The following is a 21,474-nucleotide window of genomic DNA, read 5'->3' as shown; positions in this document are numbered from 1 at the left end:
GAACTTACTCCTCCTTGCCGGAGTTCAGTCCGGAGGAGATGAGGTCCATGACCGACGAGTCGGCGAGCGTGGTGACGTCGCCGATCTGCCGGTTCTCCGCGACGTCGCGCAGCAGCCGGCGCATGATCTTGCCGGAGCGGGTCTTCGGCAGCTCGGCCACGACCATGATCTGCCGCGGCTTCGCGATCGGCCCGATCTCCTTCGCGACGTGGTTGCGCAGCTCCTGCACCGCGTCATCGCCACCGTCGACCGCGTTGCCGCGCAGGATCACGAACGCGACGATGCCCTGTCCGGTGGTCGGGTCGGTCGCGCCGACGACCGCGGCCTCGGCGACCGTCGGGTGCGACACGAGCGCGGACTCGACCTCGGTGGTCGAGATCCGGTGCCCGGACACGTTCATCACGTCGTCCACGCGGCCGAGCAGCCAGATGTCGCCGTCGCCGTCGTACTTCGCGCCGTCGCCCGCGAAGTAGTAGCCCTGCTCGGAGAAGCGGGACCAGTAGGTGTCGCGGAAGCGCTCGTCGTCGCCCCACACGCCGCGCAGCATCGACGGCCAGGGCTTGTCCAGCACCAGGTATCCACCGCCGCCGTGCGGGACCTCGGCGCCGGTGTCGTCCACGACCTTCGCCGAGATGCCCGGCAGCGCGCGCTGCGCCGAACCCGGCTTGGCGGCGGTGACGCCGGGCAGCGGCGAGATCATGATCGCGCCGGTTTCGGTCTGCCACCAGGTGTCCACGACCGGCGTCTTGTTCGCGCCGATCTTTTCGCGGTACCAGATCCAGGCCTCGGGGTTGATCGGCTCGCCGACGCTTCCCAGCACCCGCAGCGAAGACAGGTCGTACTTCGCCGGGATGTCCTCGCCCCACTTCATGAAGGTGCGGATCAGCGTCGGCGCGGTGTAGTAGATCGAGACCTTGTACTTCTGGATGATTTCCCAGTGTCGGCCCTCGTGCGGCGTGTTCGGCGTGCCCTCGTAGACGACCTGGGTCACGCGGTTCGCCAGCGGCCCGTACACGATGTAGGAGTGCCCGGTGATCCAGCCGATGTCGGCGGTGCACCAATAGACGTCTTCGCCCGGCTTGTGGTCGAACACGACGTTGTGCGTGTACGCGGTCTGGGTCAGGTAGCCGCCGGAGGTGTGCAGAATGCCCTTCGGCTTACCCGTGGTTCCCGAGGTGTACAGGATGAACAGCGGGTGCTCGGAATCGAACGCTTCCGGCTTGTGCTCGGCGGACTGCCCGTCGACCAGTTCGTGCCACCACAGGTCGCGGCCCTCGGTCCACGGCGTCTCGCCCTCGAGGTCGCTGCCGGTGCGCTTGACGACGATGACCTTCTGCACGGTTTCCGCGCCCTGCAAGGCTTCGTCGACGTTCGCCTTCATCGGCGCGGCCTTGCCCCGGCGGTACTGGCCGTCCGAAGTGATCACGATCTTCGCCGCCGCGTCGTCCACCCGCGCGCGCAGCGCCGTCGGCGAGAAGCCGCCGAACACCACGCTGTGCAGGGCGCCGATCCGCGCGCACGCCAGCATCGCGAAAATCGCCTCGGGCACCATCTGCAGCTGGATCGCCACGACGTCCCCGGCCACGACACCCAGCGACGCCAGCGCGTTCGCGGCCTTCGAGACCTCGTCCTTCAGTTGCGCGTAGGTGATGTCGCGCGTGTCGCCCGGCTCGCCGACCCAGTGGATCGCGACCTGGTCCCCGTGGCCGGACTCGACGTGCCGGTCCACGCAGTTGTACGCGACGTTCAGTTTCCCGCCCACGAACCACTTCGCGAACGGCGCATTGGTCCAGTCCAATACCTGGGACCACTTGGTGTCCCACGACAACCGCTCCGCCTGCCCGGCCCAGAACTGCTCCCGGTCAGCGTCCGCCGTCGCATACAAATCGGCCTTCGCGTTCGCCTGACCAGCGAACTCGTCGCTGGGGGGAAACGTGCGGCTCTCCGTGAGCAGGTTGTCCAACGCTGGGGACTGCTCGGTCATGGTGCAAAGCCTCCTGTAGTGCGGACCCGCGGCTCAGGGAACGCTAGCGACGTTAGTCCGCCTACGACAAGGTTGCAGCCACGTTGCGCGCACAGCGCCAAGCGGAGTGCGGCGACGGCTCAGCCGAGGCGGGCGAGCAGCCGGGCACGGGCGCCCGGCCACTCGGCGTCCGTCATCGAGTAGAGCACCGTGTCGCGGGTCGTGCCGTCCGGACGGATCCGGTGCGCCCGCAGCACCCCTTCGCGCAACGCGCCGAGCCGTTCGATGGCGCGTTGCGAACGGAGGTTGCGGTTGTCGGTTTCCCACGCGACGCGCTGGGCTCCCCAGTCCTCGAAGGCGTTGCGCAGCAGGAGGAATTTGGCCTCGGTGTTGAGCGCGGTGCGCTGGAAATCCGCGCCGATCCAGGTGTGCCCGATCGACAGGATCCGGTGTTTCGCTACTACCTGGTAATAAGAAGTGGTGCCCGCGACGCGGCCGGACGCGACGTCGATCTGCGCCCACGGACGGCGGTCAGGGTCGGCGAGCGCGTCCTTCACCATCGTCTCGGCTTCGCCGAGGTCGGCGGGCTGGCGGACGCTCAGCCAGGCCCAGATGCCCGGGTCGCCTCCGGCCTCGAGCAGGCCGGGCGCGTGGTCGGGCGTGAGGGGTTCGAGCCGTACGTGGCGGCCGGACAGAATGGGGTGCTCGCTCCAGGTCACGCGATCACGCTACGGCGGCAAGTGGCAGTGTCGAAGTGCCATTTACCGGTCATTTCAGCAGTCCACTATTCGGCCGCTTATGCTCCCTGGACCACCCGGAGAAAGAGAGCGCGCATGGCCGAGGAGCGAGAAAACCTCACCTGGGAGTTGTTCGGTTCGGCGAGCCGGGAGCTGGCCCAGGAGGTGGCCGCGGACGGCTTCGTCCCCGACCTCATCCTGTCCATCGCGCGCGGCGGGCTGTTCGTCGCCGGCGCGCTCGGGTACGCGCTCGACGTGAAGAACCTGCACGTGATGAACGTCGAGTTCTACACCGGCGTCGACCAGCGGCTGGACCTGCCGGTCATGCTGCCGCCGGTGCCCAACGTGGTGGATCTCACACACAAGAAGGTGCTGGTGGCCGACGACGTCGCGGACACCGGCGCGACGCTCAAGCTGGTCCGCGACTTCTGCGCCGACCACGTCGCGGACGTGCGGTGCGCGGTGGTTTACGAGAAGCCCGCTTCGACGGTGAAGTGCGAGTACGTGTGGAAGCGGACTGACCGGTGGATCAACTTCCCGTGGTCGGTGCTGCCTCCGGTGGTCGAGCGCGCTGGGCAGGTGCTGGACGCATGAGCGACCCGCTGAAGCCGCTGCTGGAGCTGGACGGCGTTGCCGCGGCGGCCAAGGCAGCGCAGGACGCGATCTTCGCCGTGCACCGCTTGCCCGCGAACCTGCGCGGCGGGGCGGAGACCGCGGCTGAGGCTTCGGTTCGTGCCGCCCGGGCTTCGGCGGGGATCGACGGGGCTAATCCCGAGCTGCCAGAAGACGGTTCGGTGACCGATCCGCTGCTCGCCGGATCGTTGCGGGTGGCGGAAAAACTGGAGTCGTTGCTGCCGACGTGGCGACGGGCTCCGTTGCAGACGCTGGCTCGGCTGCATCTGCTGGCCGCGTCCGATGTGGTCTCCGATCCGGATCAGCTCGGCCGTCCGCAGCGCGGCGGCGAGCGGCTGGAGCTGCTGGCTCAGCTCGTCACCGGCGCGACTTCCGTGCCGGGGCCGGTGCTGACCGCGGTCGTGCACGGTGAACTTCTCGCGTTGGCCCCGTTCGGCTCGGCGGACGGAGTGGTCGCCCGGGCGGCGGCGCGGCTGTCGATGGTCGCGACCGGCCTTGACCCGAAGGCGTTGACGGTGCCGGAGGTCGCGTACTTCCGGCGCGTTCCGCGGTATGTCGAACTGGCGCAGGGGTTCGCCAGCGGGACGTCGGACGGCGTGCGCGAGTGGCTGCTCTTCTGCTGCGAGGCCTTCGAAACTGGGGCAAGCGAGGCGCGGAGCATCTCCTCGGCCGCTGGCTGACCAGTGTGGCCTGACCACATCGCCGAACGACATTCTATGGTGGTTTGACCCATGGTCGCCCTGGTCGGAGCGACTTACTGTTTCCGGCCATGACCAGTGACAGTTCCCTCGCCGGCCGCACCGTGCTGGTGACTGGCGGCGGCAGCGGCATCGGGCTGGCCTGCGTGCGGGCGTTCGGCGCGGCCGGGGCGAAGGTGCACGTGGTGGACGTCGCCGGGGCGGAGGCGGCGGCTGCCGAGGTCGGCGGGCAGGCGCACGCGGTGGACCTGACCGATTCGGCGGCGCTGGCGACCCTGCCCGCGGATGTCGATGTGCTTGTCAACAACGCGGGCGTGCAGCACGTCGCGCCGTTGCCGGAATTCCCGCCGGAGCGGTTCGCCTTCATTCAGTCGTTGATGGTGACTGCGCCGTTTCTGCTGATCCGCCAGTGCTTGCCCGCGATGTACGCGCGTGGCTGGGGACGGATCGTGAACATGTCCAGCGTTCATGGCGTGCGGGCGAGTCCGTACAAAGCCGCTTACGTCACGGCGAAACACGCGCTCGAGGGACTGTCCAAAGTGGCCGCTCTCGAAGGCGCTGAGCACGGCGTGACCAGCAATTGCGTGAATCCGGGCTACGTCCGTACGCCGCTTGTCACCGGGCAGATCGAAGCGCAGGCGGCCGAGCACGGGGTGCCGCCGGAAGAAGTCCTCGAACAGGTTTTGCTGCGCCGAGCCGCGATCAAGCGGTTGATCGAACCCTCCGACGTCGCCGATCTCGTGGTGTGGCTGTGCGGCGAGTCCGCCGGGCACGTGACCGGCGCGTCGCTTCCCGTTGACGGCGGCTGGACCGCTGGCTGAAATCCCCTTTCCCCACAACGGAGTGGAGTCCACTATGGACAAAAAGCTGCTGCGCGTCGTCGGAGCCGGGCTGATCGGAACCACCATCGAGTGGTACGACTTCTTCCTGTACACCTCCGCCGCCGCGCTGGTCTTCAACAAACTGTTCTTCCCGACCGCCGACCCGCTCACCGGCACCTTGCTGGCGTTGCTCACCTACGCCGTCGGATTCCTCGCGCGGCCGATCGGCGGGCTCGTGTTCGGTCACTTCGGCGACCGGATCGGCCGCAAGAAACTGCTGGTCGTGAGCCTGCTGATGATGGGCGGCTCGACGTTCGCGATGGGGCTGCTGCCCACGTACAGCGCGGTCGGCGTGCTCGCGCCGGTCCTGCTGACGCTGCTGCGGCTGATCCAGGGCTTCGCCCTCGGCGGCGAGTGGGGCGGCGCGGTGCTGCTGGTGTCCGAGCACGGCGACGACCGGCGGCGCGGGTTCTGGGCGTCCTGGCCGCAGACCGGCGTTCCGGCGGGAAACTTGCTGGCCACCGCGGTGCTCGCGATCCTGGCGTCCGCGCAGTCGGACGCGACTTTCCAGGCTTGGGGCTGGCGGGTTCCGTTCCTGCTGTCCGGGGTGCTGGTCGTGCTCGGCCTGTGGATCCGGCTGGCGGTTTCGGAATCGCCGGTGTTCATCGCGGCGAAGGCGGCTGCGGACGAGCGTGAGCAGGCACCGATTGTCGACGTCTTCCGCGGGCATTTCCGTGCGCTGGCAGTGACGTTTGGTGCGCGTATCGCGGAAAATGTGTCCTACTACGTGATCACCGCGTTCATTCTCGTCTACGTGACCACCGGGCTCGGGCTGCCGAAAGCGACTGGCCTGACCGCGGTGCTCGTCGCCTCGGCGGTGCATTTCGTGACGATTCCCTTGTGGGGCTTGCTGTCCGACAAGATCGGCCGGAAGCCGGTGTACCTGTTCGGCGTCGTCGGAATGGCTGCGTGGTCGTTCGGCTTCTTCTGGCTGCTCGACCTGCGCACGACCTGGTCGGTGATCGGTGCGGCCGTGGTCGGGCTAGTCGTGCACGGTGCGATGTACGGGCCGCAGGCGGCGTTCTTCGCCGAACAATTCCCGACGCGGGTGCGCTACACCGGGCTTTCCGTCGGCGGCCAGCTGTCGTCCATCGCTGCCGGGGCGGTCGCGCCGTTGATCGCGGTGGCGTTGTTCGAGGCGTACCACTCCACGGTGCCGGTTTCGGTCTACGTGGTCGCGATGTGCCTGTTGTCGCTGGTCGCGCTGCTCGCCGCCCGCGAGACGCGCGGCGCGTCGTTGCACGAGACGGCCGCCGAACGGCAGGCTTCAATGACAGCATGACGGGTGTGGATCCCACCGCCGAGGCGTATCGCCGGCTGCTCGAACTGCTCGCCGCCGGAGCGAGCAGCGAGCAGCTGGCGCACGTCGCCGCCCGGGGGTTGTCCGCGGAGCAGTCCGCCGCGATCGGTTCGGCGACCGAACTGGCGTTGCGGATCCGCGAGACGCTCAGCGAGCACCGGCGGCGGGAAGCCGAGCTGACCGCGTTGTTCGACACCGCGAGCGACCTCGCCCGGCTGCGCGACCCGGACGCGGTGCTGCGGTCGATCGTCCGCCGCGCGCGGACGCTGCTGGGCGTCGACGTCTCGTACCTCAGCCTGAACGACGAGGCGAACGGCGAGACGTACATCCGGGTCACGGATGGGTCAGTTTCCGCGCTGTTTCAACAAATTGTCCTCGGAATGGGCGAAGGCCTTGGCGGTCTCGTTGCACAGACCGCGCGTCCCTACGCGACTGCGGACTATTTCGAGGATGAGCGGTTCCGACACACGAACCCGATCGACGCGGGCGTCCGCGAGGAGGGCTTGAAGGCGATCCTCGGTGTGCCGCTGGCGATCGGCGGCAAGGTGCTGGGCGTGCTGTACGCGTCCGACCGCTCGTCACGGGCGTTCTCGACGGCGGAGGTCGCGCTGTTGTCTTCGTTGGCCGCGCACGCCGCGATCGCGTTGGACACCGCGCATCTGCTGGACGAAACTCGTTCGGCGGCCGCGGAACTGAACGCAGCCAACGCGACGATGCGCCGCGCCGACGACGCGCACGACCGGCTGATGGACCTCGTGCTCGGCGGTGCGGATCTGCCTGCGGTCGCAGCGGAAGTGGCCGGAGTGTTGCGTGGTTCGATCGCCGTGCACGACGAGGAAGGCGGGCTGCTGGCCGGTACCTCGGTCGCTTTTGACGCTGCTGCGGTGGCTTCGTCGCATGCCAATGGCCGCGCGGTGTCTACAAAGGATTTTTGGGTCTGTGCTGTGCGGGCGGGCCGGGAATTGCTCGGCAGTCTGACGTTATCTGGACGTCCGGAGCTGGCCGGAGACGATCGCCGACTCTTTGAGCGGGCCGCTGTCGTCACGGCGTTGTTGTTGCTGCTCCGTCGCTCTGTAGCGCAGGCCGAGGACCAGGTTCGCGGCGAGTTGCTGACCGATCTGCTCACCGCGCCAACCCGCAACCCGGGTTCTTTGATGGCTCGCGCCCGCCGGTTGGGCGTCGATTTGTCTTCGCCGCACACGGTTTTGGTCGCGCACGCTTCCGGCATTTCTCGACGCGGACTCGCTGCCGCCTGTGCACGGTACGGCGATTTGGTCGGTGTCCACGCGGAACAAGTCGTCGCGCTCGCACCGGATCAGCCTGCTGCCGCACGGATCGCGACTGAGCTGAAGTCTGTTGTGGACTGTCCGGTGACCGTCGGCGCAGCCGGTCCGGCGAATGGCCCGGAAGCGTTGGCGCAGGCGTACACTGAAGCTGTTCGATGCGTTAATGCACTGCTGGCTCTCGGCCGCGAAGGCGACGGCGCGGCGATGGCTGACCTCGGGTTCCTCGGCGTCCTGCTCGGCCGCCATTCCGACCTGTCCGGCTACGTCCAGGCAACGCTCGGCCCGGTCCTCGACTACGACGCCCGCCGCGGCACCGACCTCGTCGGCACGCTGCGCGCGTACTACGCGGCAGGCGGGAATTTGGCGCGAGCAAAGGAAACACTGCACGTCCATGTCAACACGGTCGCGCAGCGGATGGAACGCCTGGCCGCACTGCTGGGCGAGGACTGGCGTGAACCGGAGCGTTCGCTGGAGATCCAGCTAGCGTTGCGGGTGCATCAGCTCGGCGGTTGACGGACTCCGGCGAGAATCAGGTCGAGCATCCGGCCCAGTTGCTCCGGCCCGCCCGGCAGCGTCCGCATGCTGCACGCGCCGACCACAGTCACGACGACGTCTTGCGCGCGAACGTCAGCCCGAAGCGTTCCGTCTTCAACGCCCGCGTCCAGGATCAGTTGCACAGCCTCGGTCAACTCCGCGCGGACCTGCGTCATGTCGACAGTGCCCGCCTCGATGATCGCGCGCAGCGTGTCGGCCATGTCGTGCTTCGTGCTCGCGTACTCGGCGAAGCGGTCCATCCACCGACGCAGCGCGCGAAGCGGCTTCTCGGTCTCAAGCAACTTCGGCGCGCTCGCGACGACCTGCGCCAGCTCGTCCCGGTACAGCGCTTCGACGAGCGCTTCGCGGGTAGGGAAGTGGCGGTAGAGCGTGCCAATGCCGACACCCGCTTCGCGTGCGACGCTCTCCAGCGTGACGGGCTCGTCGCCTTCGCCGAACGCCTTGCGGGCAGCAGCGAGCAGGCGCAGACGGTTGCGTTCAGCGTCCGCGCGCGGTTTCTTCGGGCTCGACAAAGCGGAGGATCCTCCGGTTCTGCTACGGTGGTGATACGGAGGCGCCTCCGCATCAACTTCCACTATGCCACGGCAGGAGTCTTTCCTCATGACGGCAACCACCTCTCCAGGCGGCACCGCGAAGCTCGCCGGCCGCGAGGTCGCGCGAATCGGCTACGGCGTGATGCAACTCGGCCGCCCCGGCACCGACCGCGCTGACCAGGTAAAACTGCTCCGCGACGCGATTCAAGCAGGGGTGAACCACCTCGACACCGCCCAGTTCTACAGCGACGGCCGCTGCAACGACCTGATCCGCGAAGCGTTCTCGCCCTACCCGGACGACCTGGTCGTGGTGACCAAGGTCGGCGCCGAGGAATCCCCGCAAGGGCTCCGGCTCGCGCAACAACCGGAGCAGTTGCGGGCGCAGGTCGAGGCCAACCTGGCGTCGCTCGGGGTCGAACAACTCGACGTGGTCAACCTGCGCCGCGCCGACGCCGGACCCGGCCTGATCGCGGAAGGCGACCAGGTCGTCGACATCGACGACCAGCTGGCCGAGCTGATTTCCCTGCGCGACGCGGGAAAGATCGGCTCGCTCGGGCTCAGCAACGTGTCCGCGGACCAGCTCCGGCACGCGCTGCCGGTTGGGATCGTCTGCGTGCAGAACTCCTACAACGTGCTCGCCCGCGCCACCGAACCCGTGCTGGAGCTGTGCCGGGAACACGAGATCGCCTGGGTTCCGTACTTCCCGCTGGGCTCCGCGTTCGAACTGGGCCAGGACGTCGCCGGAAACCCGGTCGTCACCGGCATCGCGGCCGAACTCGGCGCTACCCCCGCGCAGGTCGCATTGGCCTGGCTCCTGCAGCGCTACGCGGGCACCTTGCTGATCGCGGGCACGGCGACTCCGGCGCACCTCGCCGAGAACCTCGCCGCCGGCCAGGTGCAGCTGCCCGCCGAAGCGGTAGCTGCCCTGGACCGGCTCGGCTGACCTCAGAAGTTCAGCGCCGCGATCCGCTCGACGTCGGCAAGGATGTTGATCTCGGTGATCAACCCGTCGGCCACGGTGAACGACAGCACCGAAACCGCCTTGCCGTCGCGCCGGGCGACGATGCCGGGGCCGCCGTTGACGGTCGCGTACTGCGACACCAACCCGACCGGACGGAACTGCGACGCGCTGCCCGCGACCTCGGCCGCGCCGCGCACGACCTTCGAGCCGAGCCCGCCAGTGTCGACGCGCAGCAGGGCGTCCGGGTGCAGGAGCGCGACCAACCCCTCGAAGTTGCCACCACGAGCGGCGGTGAGCCAGGCGTCCGCGATCTTGCGCTGCTGGGCACGATCCGCCGGACCGGCCGGCGTCACGCCCTGCACCCGGCGGCGCGCCCGACTCGCCAGCTGCCGGACCGCGGCGGTGTTCTTGTCGAGCATCGTCGCGATCTCGTCGAACGGCACGGCGAACATGTCGTGCAGGACGAAGGCGAGCCGCTCCGCCGGGTCGAGCGCCTCCAGCACCACCAGCAGCGCGAGCCCCACCGAGTCCGCGAGGACCTCCTGCTCCGCCGGATCGACGCCGTCCCCGGTCTCCACGACCGGGTCCGGCACCCGGATGTCCAGCGGGTCCTCGCGGCGGGTCGCGCGCGAGCGCAGCATGTTGAGGCATTGGCGCGACACGATCGTCGTCAGCCAGCTGCCGGTGTTGCGGATGTCCTCTCCCGATGACCGCGTGACCCGCAGCCAGGTCTCCTGGATGGCGTCGTCGGCCTCGGCGAACGAACCGAGCATCCGGTACGCCACCGCCCGCAACCTGGGCCGATGCTCCTCGAACTGAGCCGCCCAAAAATTCTCGTCCTGTTTTTCGTCCCGCACTGTCACATCTTCTCCTCGGGCCGGGTCATACCAGCAAGACCCGCCGAACACGGCGGACGTGACAGGAGGAGATCACCATGCAGGCTCGGATGACCCACCCGATCCAGGTGCAGCCGGACGCGATGAAGGCGCTGATGGCGCTGAGCAAGGCCACGAACGACAGCACCGTGCCCGCGACCACGCACCACCTGATCCACCTGCGGGTAAGCCAGATCAACGGCTGCAGCATGTGCGTCGACATGCACGCACGGGAGATGAAGCAGGCGGGCGAGAAGGACGAGCGGATCTGGGGCGTCGGCGCGTGGCGCGAATCGACCTACTTCACCGACGCCGAGCGCGCCGCGCTGGACCTGGCCGAACACGTGACCCGGCTGGCCGACCGGACGGACCCGGTCCCGGACGAGGTCTGGGACGCCGCCGCGGACATCTACGACGAGAAAGAGCTTTCCTCGCTGCTGCTGTCCATCGCCGGGATCAACGTGTGGAACCGGCTCAACGCCGCGATCCGCCAGCCGGTCGGCTCGTTCTGAACCGCACTGGGGGTGTTGCCGGGCGCGGCGGCGAGGGGATCCGTCGCCGCTTCCGGCAGCTTCACACGTTCGCGGGCAACTGGTCCCGGATCGCCGCGACGGCGGCTCGTGGATCATCGGCCCAGAGGTCGAGCTGAGTGATTTCGACGGTGCCCTTGCGGCCGAGATCGACCAGTCGCGGTTCGCGAAGGGTGACCGAGAGGTTGGTCGCCTGGTTGATTCCTACTGCCAGCACCCCGTCTTCGGGCACGCTGACGCCGCCTCGCGCCTTCAGCGATCGGCTCGCCTGCCGGACGGAATCAATGCTGGCCAACGGGATCCGATGGTCGAAGAAGGACAGATACCGCACCCGCAGCCCGTCCCGGCTGACCGAGTGCGGGTATTTGTAGAGGGTCGCGACGATCGCCAAGAACGCGAGCGCGCCCAGGATTTCCAGCACCAGCAACGCGATCCGCACCGGCACCGACTTCACCACGACCTCGACCATCACGATGTCGACCGGGTTCACCGCCAGCATCACCCAGAACATCGGGCGGATGGTGCGGCTGTAGTGGATCGCGACGCCGTCCGGCGGCACGTCGCTCTGGCGGCGGAGCACGAGCGCCAACGCCCGCGCCAGTATCAGCACTTGTCTCTTCACGGTGCCCCCTCCAGCGTCAGTCGGCGGTACCCAGCCGCGCGGCCCACTTCTCCTCTATTCTCCCGAATTTCCAGATCGCGAACGCGGCCAACCAGGTGACGATGAACAGCCCGACGATCGCGAAGCCCACGTAGTCCAGGTCAACCGAGGCGATCGCGGCGAGCGGACCGGACGTGATGCCGAGCTTCTCGGCGAGCAGCGTCACCAGCTCGATGGTCCCGATGCCGAGCGCGACCGCCACGGAAAGCGCGGTGACCGTGAGGTTGTAATAAATCTTCCGGATCGGCCGGGAAAACGCCCAGCCGTATGCGTAATTCATGAACACACCGTCGGCGGCGTCGAACAGGCTCATCCCGGCCGCGAACAGGATCGGCAGCACGAGAATCGCGTACCAGGGCAAGGCAAACGCGGCCGCGCCCGCCGCGAGCACGAGCAATCCGATTTCCGTCGCGGTGTCGAAACCGAGTCCGAAAAGGACTCCCACCGGATAGATGTGCCACGGCTTCCGCACCGCTTTGGTGGCCCCGCGCAACAACCGGTTCATCAGGCCGCGATTGTCGAGATGGCGTTCCAGCTCGGCTTCGTCCAGCTCGCCGCGGCGCATCCGGGCGAACACGCGCGCGATCCCGACGAGTACGACGAGGTTCATGATCGCGATCAGGTACAGGAAAATCCCGGACACCGAAGTGCCGATCAGGCCGGTCGTCTCGTGCAGCGCGGAACCGCCGTCCTCCAGTTGCCCGGCGATCGCGCGGACGCCCGTCGACAGCAGCAGGCACAGCGCGAAGACGATCGTCGAATGCCCGAGGGAGAACCAGAATCCGACCGACAGCGGACGCTGCCCGTCGGACATCAGCTTGCGCGTGGTGTTGTCGATGGCGGCGATGTGGTCGGCGTCGAAGGCGTGCCGCATGCCGAGCGTGAACGCGGTGACCCCGAGGCCGATCCCGAACGTGCCGCCCGCGCCGAGCGCGTAGTGCTGCGGCGCGACGACCAGCACAAGCAGTCCCCAGCCGACGAGGTTGAGCAGCAGGATCACGGCCGCCATGCCGCCGATCGACCATCGGTCGCCGCGAGTGAGCCGCTGCGTCATCGCCGTCCTCTCGCGTGCCGGAAAGCCGTGAAGGGCTCCTTGCGGGAATTAGATTCCCTCAAGGAGCCCTTCACGGACAATCGGGTAAAGCTCAGCCGGCGCGCAGGTGCAACGTGTCGAGCGCCTTGCGCACGTGCCCGCCTGCCGCGGTCAGCGCCTCGGCGGAACGGGTGACGTCGCTGCCGGACAGCAGGTGCACGAGCGCGACCTTGAGGTCGCCGCTGGCTTCGGTGAGCGCGTCCGAGCAGTCGGCCATCGTCATGCCGGTGGCTTCCTGCAGGATCCGGATGTTGCGGCCGCGCAGCTTCGCGTTCGTCGCGCGCATGCTCACCATCAGGTTCGAGTACGTCTTGCCCAGCTTGATCATCGTCGCGCTGGAGAACGCGGTGAGGATCAGCTTCTGCGCCGTGCCCGCCTTCATCCGGGTCGAGCCCGCGATGGCCTCGGGTCCGGTCGCGACGGCGATCAGCACGTCCACGCCCGGCGGTTGCGCGGCGCGCGGGTTGGCCGAGACGAGCCCGGTGCGCGCGCCGATCCGGCTGGCCTCGGCGAGCGCGCCGAGCACGTACGGCGTGCGCCCGGAGGCGGCGAGACCGAGCACGAAGTCGCCAGGCCGCACCGAGTGCGCGATTTCCGCCGCGCCGGCGTCCGCGTCGTCCTCGGCGTTCTCGACGGCCTGCCGCAGCGCCTTCTCACCGCCCGCGTGGTGCGCGATGAACAAGTCGCCGGGCACATTGAACGTCGGCACGAGTTCCGCCGCGTCCAGCGTCGCCAGGCGGCCCGAGGTGCCCGCGCCGACGTAATGCACGCGCCCCCCGCCGCGCAGCGCCTCGACGGCGTAGTCGACCGCACGGGCCAGCTGCGGCAGCACCGCGGCCACCGCGTCCGGCACCCGGCGGTCCTCGGCGTTGATCGCGCCGAGGATCCCCATGGTGGACATCAGATCGATGTCCACCGTGCGCGGGTTTCGTTGTTCGGTGGGCGAATCGACGTGCACCGTCTGGCAAGGGACGGACATCAGATCCTCGCTTCTTGGTTCATTTGCCGGTTTCCCGCGGACGACGACGACCGTCGGGTCTGACCCCGAGCCGGTGCGAGCCGACCGCGTCCCTCGTGGCGTCCAACGCGCTGACCGACGCCTCCATGTGGCGCTGTGCGACGCCGATGAAGAGGCAATCGATCACGGTCAGCTGGGCGATCCGGCTCGCGGTGGCTCCGGACCGGAAGGTGGTTTCGCGGGCCGCCGTGGTGAGCACGTGGTCGGCGACCTCGGTGATCGGCGAGCGCGGGAAGTTCGTGACCGCGACGGTCACCGCTCCGTGCTCGCGCGCGACCCGCAGCGCCTCGACGGTGTCCGTGGTCGCGCCGGTGTGCGAGACGCCGATCGCGACGTCGCCCGGCTTCAGCACGGCGGCCGAGGTCAGCATGATGTGCGTGTCCGACCAGGAGAAGCTCACGCGGCCGATCCGGTGCAGCTTCTGCTGCAGGTCAGCGGCGACGAAAGCGCTTGCGCCCACGCCGTACACGTCGACCCGGCCGGCTTCGGCGACGAGGTCGATGACGCTCTGCAGCGAGGCGACGTCGAGCTGGTCGGCGGTCTCTTCGACCGCGCGCGCGTCGGCGAAGCTGACCTTGCCGATGACGGACGCCAGGTCGTCGCCGGGGCCGATCTCGCCGCCGAGGTTGCGCGAGGTGCGCGCTTCGGTACGGGCGGTGTCCGCGGCCAACGCGATGCGCAGCTGCGGGTAGCCGCCGACGCCGACGGCCTTGCAGAACCGCGTAACGGTGGTCTCGGAGGTGTTCGCGGCCAGCGCGACCTCGGTGATGCTGCGGCGCGCGACGGCGGCCGGGTCCTCGAGGACAACCTTCGCGACGCGCTGCTCGGCGCGGGCGAGTCCGGGCAGCAGGGAGCGGATGCGAACCAACGGGCTCGCATCCGCGTCGCGCACCGCGGTCTGACCTGCGAAGTGCTCAGAGGGTGCGCTGCTGACTACGGAATCGGTATCATCCGCCGTCGGAAAGTTACTAACCGTTGGCATTTGCGACAAGGCTACCCACATCCTTCGGCAGAACCACAACCCGTCCGTGTCTGCGGACTTCGGTTTGCGATTAATCGTTGTCAAGAAAGTCGCCAACCGAGTCCACGGTGTTAACGACCTCAAGCTAACGACTTGGCAACTAAGTGTGTCTAGCGAAGGAGTCTTGTTCCACTGAGTGGGGACACGAAGGTGGCAATGCGCGGCGGAGTGCCTACCGAGTGCTCAATTTCCACCCCGAAGAGGCCAGCTCCGAGGGGTTTCGCTCACCATCGAGAACGACCTGGCCGCGTTGGGTGACTTTCACACTATCGAGGGAAACTCCCCGACCCGTGTAATTCGGATCGGTGCTGTAACGCCACCGAAGCGAGGTAGCGGCGGACGCGGGCACCTCCGCGGACACCTGCCACCAGGAGCGGTGCCCGTGCCCGCCGAGCGCGAGCGTCTCCTCGCCGGGCGCTCCCGGGCCACAGGCCCGCAGCGGAACAGGTTGCCAATTAACCCCGTCGGTGCTCGATTCCAGCTGTAACGGGTCGCTCGGGCCCTCTGTGTCGACGAAAGCGGCGAAGGACACGCTAAGTGGCGCACCCGCTGGAAGCGGTTGTGTGCTGAGCGTAGCGACGCCGTTGTTTCCCAGGCTCGCGTACCAAGCGTCGGGACCTTCGACCGGCCGTACGGCCATCGCTTTCGCGAGCGAGGTCGCCCAGACCTGGCGGGCGGGGTTGATGGAACCCCAGGTGCGCGTGGGGTGCACGCGGTTGGTGAGCAGCAACGCGAACGACCGCGATTCCGGGTCGATGACCAGCGTGGTGCCGGTGAAGCCGGTGTGGCCCGCGCTGATCGGCGACGCCAGCGCGCCCATGTACCAGGGCTGGTCCAGCTCGAAGCCGAGCCCGTGCTCGTCGCCGGGGAAGCGCTGGTTGTAGTTCGTGAGCATCTTCATGACGGTGTCCGGGCGCAGGATCCGGTGCCCGCGGTAACTGCCGCCGTTGAGGATGGTCTGGGCGAGCACGGCCATGTCGCCTGCCGTCGAGAACACGCCCGCGTGCCCGGCGACGCCGCCGAGCGACCAGGCGTTCTCGTCGTGCACCTGTCCGCGCACGAGGCCGCGCGGCGGGGTCGTCTCGTACTCGGTCGCGGCGACCCGGTTCAGCTTTGACGCGGGCGGGTTGTAGCCGGTGTCGACCATTCCGAGCGGCGCGGTGATCCGGTCGTGCACGACCTGGTCCAGCGGCTTGCCGGACAGCTTCTCGATCAGCAGGCCGAGGGTGAGCATGTTCAGGTCGGAGTACAGGTACGTGCTTCCCGGCGCGTTCTTGAGCGGGCTGTCGAGGATCGCCTTGCGCCGCGACGGGATGTCCGGATAGCCCTGCCAGAGCGACGGTGACGGGTCGGCGTCGAAGCCGGAGGTGTGCGTGAGCAGCTGCAGCACGGTGACGTCCTGCTTGCCGTTGACGCCGAACTCCGGCAGATAGCGCACGACCGGCGCGTTGACGTCCAGCTTGCGCTGCTCGATCAGCTGCAGCGCGGCGATCGACGTGAAGAGCTTCGAGATCGACGCCATGTCGAAAATGGTGTCGTTGCGCATCGGAACCTGCTGCTCCGGCGGCAGTTCGGTGCCCTTGGCGTCCGCGTACCGGAGCGCGCCGCCGACGGCGTAGCGGTCCACGACCACGCCGTCGTGCGCGAGCAGGCCGACCGCGCCGGAGAAGTGCGGATGCCCGCTGGCGTCCGGCTGCGTCCAGCTCTTCAGGAACTGTTCGGCGTCGCGGATCGGCTGCGGGTCGAGGTTGACCTCGCCCGGGCTGCCGTCGCGCAGCTTCGTGCTCGCCGGAGCGAACCCGTGCTGCGGACGGTCGAAGCGCCCGGCGAAGCCGCCGTGTCGGTTGTCGATCGTCGCTGCTCCCGCGGTCGTCGTGGCCGCGACCAATACGGCCAACGTCGCGACGAGCACTTTCCTAGCACGCATGGCCGCTCTCCTCAGCGATAGATCAGGTGGGGACGGCGTCTGCGGGCGAAGTCGGCGAGCTCGGCGCGCCACGCGCCGGTGATCTCGTCGACCCCGGCGCCGGCGTCGACCATGGTGCGCAGCCGCGCGGATCCGGACAGCTTGTCGATCATGAGGTCCGGCCGCCAGCCGAATTTGTCGGGCGCGACGCGTTTGGCCGTCACGAACATCGAGACGGTGGTGCTGATCGCGTCGAAGGCCCGCGGATCGGTGACGGTGACTTGTACGCCGCCGCAAGGCTGGTTCACGAACTTGCCGAAGGTGGGTACGAAGTAGATCTCGCGGAACGCAGCGCCCGGCAGACGGAGCTTTTCGAGTTCCTCGCGCCAATGCCAGTCGAGGCCAGGCGCGCCAATGATTTCGAACGGCCTTGTCGTGCCGCGTCCTTCGGAGAACACAGTGCCCTCGAACATGCCTGTGCCCGGGTACACGAGCGCTGTGTCCGGTGTCGGCATGTTCGGGCTTGGCAGGATCCAACGGAGACCGGTGTCGGCGAAGAAGCTGTCGCGCCGCCAGCCGCGTACCTGGACGACTTCGAGCTTCGCCAGCTTCACGCCTTCGCCGGGCAGGAACTCCGCAGCGAAGAAGCGGGCCAGCTCGCCGACGGTCATGCCGTGTTGCTGTGCGATCGGCTTCAGCCCGACGCCGGACGAGAACTTCGGGTCGAGCACTGGGCCGGACAGTCGTCCGCCGATGGGGTTTGGCCGGTCTAGGACGACGAAGGCCGCGTTGACCTTCGCTGCCGCGACCATCGCCGTGTACAGCGACCAGATGTAGGTGTAGAAGCGCGCGCCGACGTCAGCGATGTCGAAGACGACAGTGTCGAGTCCGGCCTTCTGGAACAGCGAAGCGAGCTTCGTCGCGTTGGCGCCGTACGCGTCGTACACGGGGATGCCGGTGCGCGGATCGGTGTAGTCGCCTTCGGAACCGCCGGCTTGCGCGCTGCCGCGAAAGCCGTGTTCGGGCCCGAAGGCCGCGACGGGCCGTACACCCGCCGCGACCATCGAGTCGACGATGTGGTCCCCGTTGGCGAGCACGCCCGTCGGGTTGGACAGCACGCCGAGCTTGCGTCCGGCGAGCGGACGCCAGCCCTGCGCGGCGAGCTGTTCGGCACCGGTGCGGACCCGGCCGGTTTGCGTTGCTTCGGGTGCCGCCTGTGCCGCCGCCGAGCCGCTCGCCAGTAGTGGGACGGCGAGCGCCGGAACGGCCAGGAAATTCCTGCGGTTGAGAGTCACCAGGTCAGCCCGTGTCCGAAGGGGTACTTGACGGTGTGCACGTCCGCCCCGGCCGGGACGTCGACCGGCAGCTTTCCGCTGGGCTTCGTCTCGCCGAGCACGACCTTCGCCAGCGCTTCGAGCGACGGCGTGATGTAGCCGTAGGTGGCGAGCCAGGTCGGCACCGGGTTCGCGTACCCGGCGTCGTACGGGATCTGCGCGGCGACCGCGACCACCGGCTTGCCGGTGTCCATCAACGACTGAAGAAGCTTGCCCTGCAAGGGGAATCCGCCGAGGTTGTTGGTCAGCACCACGACGACGCCGTTCTGCTTCGCGGCATTGGCGGCTTCGGCGATCTGCGCGTCGGTCGGCGTCTGTCCGGTCGCCAGCGCGGTCGCCTTCGTGCCGTGCGCGGTGAAGCGGGCGGCAAGCGTTTGCGTCGTGGTCGCGCCCCAGCCGGTGACCAGCACGGTCGACGGCTTCTGCTTGAGCGGCAGCACTCCGGCGTCGTTGGCGATCGCGGTGACCGACCGGTCGGCGATACCCTGCGCGGTCGCCAGGTGCTCCGGCGTGCCGACCTTCTTCATGACCTGCGAAGGGTTGTTGAACGGCGAGTACAGGATGCCGCGCTTGAGCTTGAGCTTCAGCACCCGCAGCACGCTCTGGTCGATCCGCTGCATCGGCAGGTCGCCGGACTTCACGGCGGCGAGCACGGCGTTGATCGCGACGTCCAGGTGCACCGGCATGAGCAGCTGGTCCACGCCCGCTTTCAGGGCGAGGACGGGGATTTCGGCGTCGCTGTGCATCTCCCGCACGCCCTGCATCTCGAGCGAATCGGTGATCACGACGCCGTTGTAGCCGAGTTCGCCGCGCAGCTTGCCGGTGATGATCGGCTTCGACAGCGTCGCCGGCTCGCCGGACGGGTCGAGGCTCGGGAACTGGATGTGCGCGCTCATGATCGAGTCGATGCCCGCGGCGATCGCGGCCTTGAACGGCGGCACGTCGATCGCCCGCCACTGTTCTTCGGTGCGGTTGATCTTCGGCAACCCGGTGTGACTGTCGGTCGCCGCGTCGCCGTGGCCGGGGAAGTGCTTCGCGGTGGACGAGACGGTCTGGCTCGCCGGCCCGGAGTTCTGGTAGCCCTTGACCTCCGCGGTCACGAAACTGCTGGCCAGGTCCGGTCGTCCGGAGAACGACCGGACGCCGATCACCGGGTTGGCCGGGTTGGAGTTGACGTCCGCGTCCGGCGCGTAGTCCTGGTTGATGCCGACCGCGCGCAGCTCGTGGCCGAGGATCGTGGCGGCCTTGGTCGCGCTGCCGGTGTCGCGGCCGGCGGCGATGGCCATCGAGTTGGGGAATTCGGTGGCCGGCGCGCCCATCCGCGTGACCGTGCCGCCTTCCTGGTCGGTGCCGATCTGCAGCGGGATGTGCGCGCCGCTGGAGATCGCGGCGCGCTGCAGGCCGTTGGACAGCTTCGCGACCTGCGTGGGGCTCTCGAAGTTGTCGCGGCTGGTGTTGTGGAAGTAGATGACGCCGCCGAGGTGGTACTTCTGCACGGCCTGCGCGGCGGTGTCGACGCCGAAGTCGGTCTGGTTCTTCGGGTTGACCTCGTCCGCGGACTTGCCGTTCACCCACGTGACGAACAGCTGCCCCACTTTTTCTTCCAGGCTCATGCCGCGCAACGCCTGTGCCGCGGCGGCGTCGAGCTGCGCCGCCTGCTGCTGGGGTGTCTGCTGCTGCTGTTTCGGCGCCGCGAACGCCGAGGAACTCAACCCCCCGACGGCGAGCACCCCCGCAAGGGGAACGGCGAACACCTGCATCCTCCGCGTGCGCGCGAGTCGGTTCGTCACGAATTGCCTCCCAGTGTCGCGTGCCGCCGCGGGTGCGGACGCGAGTCGTGAAGCGTCCACCGGGCAGCACCGGTATCGGGAAGCTACTCACCGCGATACGGGGTTGTCCATCGGCCGAGCGCAGGAACGGGAGGGTTCACCTGGGAGGACGGCGCCTGGCGCGGGTCCCGGGTGCGCGCGGATTTCTTCGAGCGTGGCTCGGTCCGCTGCGCTTGCTCCGGAAGTACCTGCGCCTGCCGTGGACATAACACTGGCGGCGCCCGTCAGCCGAGGCCAACGGGCGCCGCCAGTCAGCGCGAACATCTCGGGCGACCAAGCGTGCAACTCTGGTCGTACCTTCATGGACTCGGCGTCCGGCGTCCCGGTACGCAGTCCCTAGACGACGAGCCTCCCGCGGCGTGCTGCGCGTGGGTACCCGGAGTCCGCGCACGGAGGTTGCCCGGGGTGACAGAGGCTTCTCTTCTACCTCTGTCCTGGCCGAATCAACGTCCGCACCTACTTTCTACGCCGTGAGCGCGGTCACTTCAAGTGCGCGTACGGGTGCACCGGTACAGAGGCTCGATCCGGTGACAACACCACCCTCAGCAACGGACCTAGCTGCGGAAACCGGAGTTTTGGTACCGCCACGCGGGTACTCAGCCGTCCGCGCCGCGAGACCGGCGGCGCCGGCTCAGGCTGTACCAGGTCGCGCCCGCCGCGACCGCGCCCACGCCGAGCGCGACCATCCCCGCGGACTTGGCCGGGATGCGCGTGCGCAGCGACATCGGCCGTTCGAACGCGAGGACCGGCCACTCGTGCTCGTCCGCGGTGCGGCGCAGCAGCTTGTCCGGGTTCACCGCGTGCGGGTGACCCACCACCTCCAGCAGGGGGATGTCGGTGCTGGAATCGGTGTAGGCGAAGCAGTCGGCGAGGTCGTAGCCGTAGGCGGCGGCTTGCTGTTTCGCGGCGACGGCTTTGTTCTCGCCGTAGCAATAGAAATCGACCTCGCCGGAGTAGCGGCCGCCGACGATCTCCATGCGAGTGGCGACGCACCGGGTCGCGCCGAGCATCTCGGCGACGGGCGCGGCGACCTCCTCGCCGGTCGCGGAAAGCACGATCACGTCGTGGCCGTCGGCGAGGTGCTGCGCGATGAGGTCGGTCGCCTCTACGTAGACGAGCGGATCGACTACGTCGTGCAATGTTTCGCGCACGATGGCGGAAACCTGCGCGACATCCCAGCCCGCGCACAGCGCGGAAACCTCGGCGCGCATCCGCTCGGTCTTGTCCGCGTCCGCGCCGGCGAGCGAGAAAACCAGTTGCGCGTAAGCACTTCGCAGCGCCGCGCGACGGTTGATCAGTCCCTCGCGCAGCAGCGGCTTGCTGAACGCGAGCGCGCTGGACGACGCGATGATCGTCTTGTCGAGATCGAAGAAGGCGGCTACGCGCCGGGGTGCTTCGTCGCTGCGGGGTTCGGCCACGTGATCAGGATAGGCGTACCGCGCCGTGTTGTTGGCAGCACACCGGTCGTGGCGGCGGCCGGAAAATCGATGACATCGGCTCGCTTACGGCCTCGGGTGCCGTTATCGAATCGTATGTGTCACTCACACAGCCAACTCATAGCTAACGGAGTTACAGTGAACGGACCCGGTCGTGAACCGGGCTGGTTCAGTCCGACCCCCCGGGGCTGAACCCCTGGCGGCCCTCGTCCCTCCCCCCTGGC

General features: G+C 68.3%; 19 protein-coding genes. 7 read left to right on the top strand and 12 right to left on the bottom strand.

Annotated features, from left to right (window positions below; genetic code table 11):
- Window positions 1-4: 4 nt before the first annotated feature.
- Window positions 5-1,984 (bottom strand): acetate--CoA ligase, encoded by a 1,980-nt coding sequence (acs, locus tag ACWDNU_RS28295; protein ID WP_449671122.1) that lies wholly within the window; start codon window positions 1,982-1,984, stop codon window positions 5-7.
- 119 nt (window positions 1,985-2,103) lie between these two features.
- The gene (locus ACWDNU_RS28290; RefSeq protein ID WP_370933500.1) at window positions 2,104-2,682 is read right to left on the bottom strand and encodes a GNAT family N-acetyltransferase; all 579 of its coding nucleotides are present in this window, start codon (window positions 2,680-2,682) and stop codon (window positions 2,104-2,106) included.
- A gap of 114 nt (window positions 2,683-2,796) precedes the next feature.
- Here ACWDNU_RS28290 and ACWDNU_RS28285 point away from each other — a divergent pair, with 114 nt between their 5' ends.
- From ACWDNU_RS28285 to ACWDNU_RS28265, 5 genes are all read left to right on the top strand, one after another.
- Window positions 2,797-3,294 (top strand): phosphoribosyltransferase, encoded by a 498-nt coding sequence (locus ACWDNU_RS28285; protein ID WP_116204936.1) that lies wholly within the window; start codon window positions 2,797-2,799, stop codon window positions 3,292-3,294.
- Complete coding sequence (locus tag ACWDNU_RS28280; RefSeq protein ID WP_370933502.1) at window positions 3,291-4,013, top strand: Fic family protein; 723 nt, start codon at window positions 3,291-3,293, stop codon at window positions 4,011-4,013. The genes ACWDNU_RS28285 and ACWDNU_RS28280 overlap by 4 nt, the downstream gene beginning before the upstream one ends.
- A gap of 89 nt (window positions 4,014-4,102) precedes the next feature.
- The gene (locus tag ACWDNU_RS28275) at window positions 4,103-4,852 is read left to right on the top strand and encodes a 3-hydroxybutyrate dehydrogenase (RefSeq protein WP_370933504.1); all 750 of its coding nucleotides are present in this window, start codon (window positions 4,103-4,105) and stop codon (window positions 4,850-4,852) included.
- Between the two features lie 34 nt (window positions 4,853-4,886).
- Complete coding sequence (locus tag ACWDNU_RS28270) at window positions 4,887-6,194, top strand: MFS transporter (protein WP_449671121.1); 1,308 nt, start codon at window positions 4,887-4,889, stop codon at window positions 6,192-6,194.
- Window positions 6,191-8,011: a helix-turn-helix domain-containing protein gene (locus ACWDNU_RS28265; protein WP_449671120.1), complete on the top strand. Its 1,821-nt coding sequence runs from the start codon at window positions 6,191-6,193 to the stop codon at window positions 8,009-8,011. The genes ACWDNU_RS28270 and ACWDNU_RS28265 overlap by 4 nt, the downstream gene beginning before the upstream one ends.
- Here the strand turns inward: ACWDNU_RS28265 and ACWDNU_RS28260 are convergent.
- Window positions 7,996-8,565, bottom strand: a complete 570-nt coding sequence (locus ACWDNU_RS28260) for a TetR/AcrR family transcriptional regulator (RefSeq protein WP_449671119.1) — start codon at window positions 8,563-8,565, stop codon at window positions 7,996-7,998. The genes ACWDNU_RS28265 and ACWDNU_RS28260 overlap by 16 nt on opposite strands.
- Window positions 8,566-8,653: 88 nt before the next feature.
- Here ACWDNU_RS28260 and ACWDNU_RS28255 point away from each other — a divergent pair, with 88 nt between their 5' ends.
- Window positions 8,654-9,529 carry an aldo/keto reductase gene (locus ACWDNU_RS28255; RefSeq protein ID WP_449671118.1) on the top strand — a complete coding sequence of 292 codons (876 nt, stop codon included), beginning with the start codon at window positions 8,654-8,656 and terminating at the stop codon, window positions 9,527-9,529.
- Window positions 9,530-9,531: 2 nt separating this feature from the next.
- Here the strand turns inward: ACWDNU_RS28255 and ACWDNU_RS28250 are convergent, their stop codons facing one another.
- The gene (locus ACWDNU_RS28250) at window positions 9,532-10,410 is read right to left on the bottom strand and encodes a sigma-70 family RNA polymerase sigma factor (RefSeq protein WP_370933512.1); all 879 of its coding nucleotides are present in this window, start codon (window positions 10,408-10,410) and stop codon (window positions 9,532-9,534) included.
- A 71-nt stretch (window positions 10,411-10,481) separates the two neighbouring features.
- On the opposite strand from ACWDNU_RS28250, the gene ACWDNU_RS28245 reads away from it, so the two are divergent.
- A complete protein-coding gene (locus tag ACWDNU_RS28245) occupies window positions 10,482-10,934 on the top strand; it encodes a carboxymuconolactone decarboxylase family protein (RefSeq protein ID WP_344265677.1) in 453 nt (150 codons plus the stop codon).
- A 61-nt stretch (window positions 10,935-10,995) separates the two neighbouring features.
- On the opposite strand, the gene ACWDNU_RS28240 is transcribed toward ACWDNU_RS28245, so the two are convergent.
- The 8 genes from ACWDNU_RS28240 to ACWDNU_RS28205 all read right to left on the bottom strand — a co-directional run bounded on the left by ACWDNU_RS28240 (window position 10,996) and on the right by ACWDNU_RS28205 (window position 21,232).
- Window positions 10,996-11,574 (bottom strand): hypothetical protein, encoded by a 579-nt coding sequence (locus ACWDNU_RS28240; RefSeq protein ID WP_449671117.1) that lies wholly within the window; start codon window positions 11,572-11,574, stop codon window positions 10,996-10,998.
- Between the two features lie 16 nt (window positions 11,575-11,590).
- A complete protein-coding gene (locus ACWDNU_RS28235) occupies window positions 11,591-12,667 on the bottom strand; it encodes a HoxN/HupN/NixA family nickel/cobalt transporter (RefSeq protein WP_449671116.1) in 1,077 nt (358 codons plus the stop codon).
- A gap of 91 nt (window positions 12,668-12,758) precedes the next feature.
- The gene (locus ACWDNU_RS28230) at window positions 12,759-13,688 is read right to left on the bottom strand and encodes an N-acetylmuramic acid 6-phosphate etherase (RefSeq protein ID WP_449671130.1); all 930 of its coding nucleotides are present in this window, start codon (window positions 13,686-13,688) and stop codon (window positions 12,759-12,761) included.
- A 16-nt stretch (window positions 13,689-13,704) separates the two neighbouring features.
- Complete coding sequence (locus ACWDNU_RS28225) at window positions 13,705-14,616, bottom strand: MurR/RpiR family transcriptional regulator (protein ID WP_101437116.1); 912 nt, start codon at window positions 14,614-14,616, stop codon at window positions 13,705-13,707.
- Between the two features lie 301 nt (window positions 14,617-14,917).
- Entirely contained in the window at window positions 14,918-16,672 is a 1,755-nt protein-coding gene (locus ACWDNU_RS28220) for a serine hydrolase (protein ID WP_370933520.1), read from the bottom strand.
- Between the two features lie 11 nt (window positions 16,673-16,683).
- Window positions 16,684-17,946 (bottom strand): exo-beta-N-acetylmuramidase NamZ family protein, encoded by a 1,263-nt coding sequence (locus ACWDNU_RS28215; protein ID WP_449671115.1) that lies wholly within the window; start codon window positions 17,944-17,946, stop codon window positions 16,684-16,686.
- On the bottom strand, window positions 17,943-19,745 hold the full coding sequence (locus ACWDNU_RS28210) for a glycoside hydrolase family 3 protein (RefSeq protein ID WP_449671129.1): 1,803 nt from the start codon (window positions 19,743-19,745) through the stop codon (window positions 17,943-17,945). Before ACWDNU_RS28210 ends, ACWDNU_RS28215 begins: the two co-directional genes overlap by 4 nt.
- A gap of 665 nt (window positions 19,746-20,410) precedes the next feature.
- A complete protein-coding gene (locus ACWDNU_RS28205; protein WP_370933524.1) occupies window positions 20,411-21,232 on the bottom strand; it encodes an HAD family hydrolase in 822 nt (273 codons plus the stop codon).
- Between the last annotated feature and the right edge of the window lie 242 nt (window positions 21,233-21,474).

It is taken from the genome of Amycolatopsis sp. NPDC003676, assembly GCF_053587275.1.
This window is presented reverse-complemented; position numbering and strand designations above follow the sequence as displayed.